Source organism: Ruegeria marina (assembly GCF_900101475.1).
Lineage (GTDB): Bacteria > Pseudomonadota > Alphaproteobacteria > Rhodobacterales > Rhodobacteraceae > Ruegeria_B > Ruegeria_B marina.
The window spans coordinates 1-1378 of sequence record NZ_FMZV01000049.1 but is presented as its reverse complement, the minus strand read 5'-3'; the positions used below and the strand labels follow the sequence as shown (position 1 = coordinate 1378).

Sequence of the window (1378 nt, the reverse complement as noted above, 5' to 3'; positions counted from 1 at the left end):
ACCAAGCAGCTGCCGCTTAAACTTAAACAGAAACCGAACCAGAGCCTCCGTTACGAAACGGCCTGCGAAGTCCGAAAAACCCTGACGACGGACATGTTCGAGCCCTCGGACGGGTCCATCCGCACCACCATGCGGTCGCTGCGCGGGCCATTCGCATCGGACCAGTCCAGCCAGAACCCCAGCTGGATCTTGGACACGCCGCCGGTGAACCAGCTGACATCGCGGATCGTATGGTCGCCGATATCCAGATCCGCGAACATCCGGTCGAGCGTGCGATGCAACTCATCCTTGGAGATGCGCGAATAGGGCGGCCCTTTGCGCCGCCGCAGCTTGCGCGTCAGAAGCGCGTCCACCTCGGCCTCGACCGGGAAGCGTTCGCGCATCTCGGCGATGAAGGCTTCTGTCGGCGCATCTCCCTGAGCAAACCGTTCCGCTGCACTGCCCATGAGGTCCTCCAACCTTGCCCAAACCCACATACTCGCTTGCGTATTGTTCACTAGTATACCACAATTATGATACACCCAAGTGCTATTGCGGGAACCAGCTTGGTGAGTGCTGGCAGACAATGCGAACCAGTCCTCGCCAGTCGACTTGCATCTGTGAAGACCTTCAGGCGTTTTGGCCGCGTGACCGCGGGTGTGATTGAGGCCGCAGTCATCGGCATCCCGGCCGGACACGACGCAGGCGCGAAGTGCGCCGATCTGTGCCGCAAGCACGGCATGTCGGAGGGAATCTTCAATGACTTGAAAGCCAGGTTTGGTGGAACGACGGCGTCGGAGGTCAGGCGGCTGAAGGCGCTCGAAGATGAAAACGCCAAGCTCAAGAAGCTGCTGGCCGATCAGATGCCGGACTTGGCTGCGATGAAGGATCGGGTCGCAAAAAATGGCAGGGCCCGCCGTGAAGCGTGAAGCAGTCGCGTATCTGAAACCCCGGTTCGGGCTCTCGGAGCGGCGGGCCTTTCGTGTTTTGCGCGGATCGCAAGTTGGTTCGTTACCAAGCGCAGCGTGCACCGGACACGGACCTGCGCGGGCGGCCGCGCGCGCTAACCAACGACCGCCGACGGTTTGGCTATCGGCGGTTCTACATGATTCTACACCGCGAATGCGAGCCTTCCGGCTTCAATCGACTGTACCACGAATAAGGGTTGGCGGTGCGCAAGCGCAAGATTCGCTTCAAGGGGCGTTGTTGCACAAATCAGCTGAGGGATTCACCGCATGAATCCAGCATGATAGCTGGATGGTATGAGCAGTTGGGCCCCTACGAAGTACAAGACCACGAACTGGTCGGCTTACAATGAAGCGTTGAAGCGGCGCGGATCGCTTTCGATCTGGTTTGATCCAGAGATGACCTGGCGACCACCATCGACAGGCAAGCGTGG

The 1378-nt window shown here is 59.7% G+C and carries 1 protein-coding gene and 2 pseudogenes; 2 read left to right on the top strand and 1 reads right to left on the bottom strand.

The window, feature by feature from the left end; translation table 11 throughout:
• Positions 1–50: 50 nt before the first annotated feature.
• On the bottom strand, positions 51–446 hold the full coding sequence (locus BLT75_RS23975) for a hypothetical protein (protein WP_093038276.1): 396 nt from the start codon (positions 444–446) through the stop codon (positions 51–53).
• A 180-nt stretch (positions 447–626) separates the two neighbouring features.
• Here BLT75_RS23975 and BLT75_RS25030 point away from each other — a divergent pair.
• Both BLT75_RS25030 and BLT75_RS24255 read left to right on the top strand, forming a co-directional pair.
• Positions 627–1138: pseudogene (locus tag BLT75_RS25030) on the top strand (transposase); the annotation flags it as partial.
• A gap of 103 nt (positions 1139–1241) precedes the next feature.
• Positions 1242–1378: pseudogene (locus tag BLT75_RS24255) on the top strand (IS5/IS1182 family transposase); the annotation flags it as partial.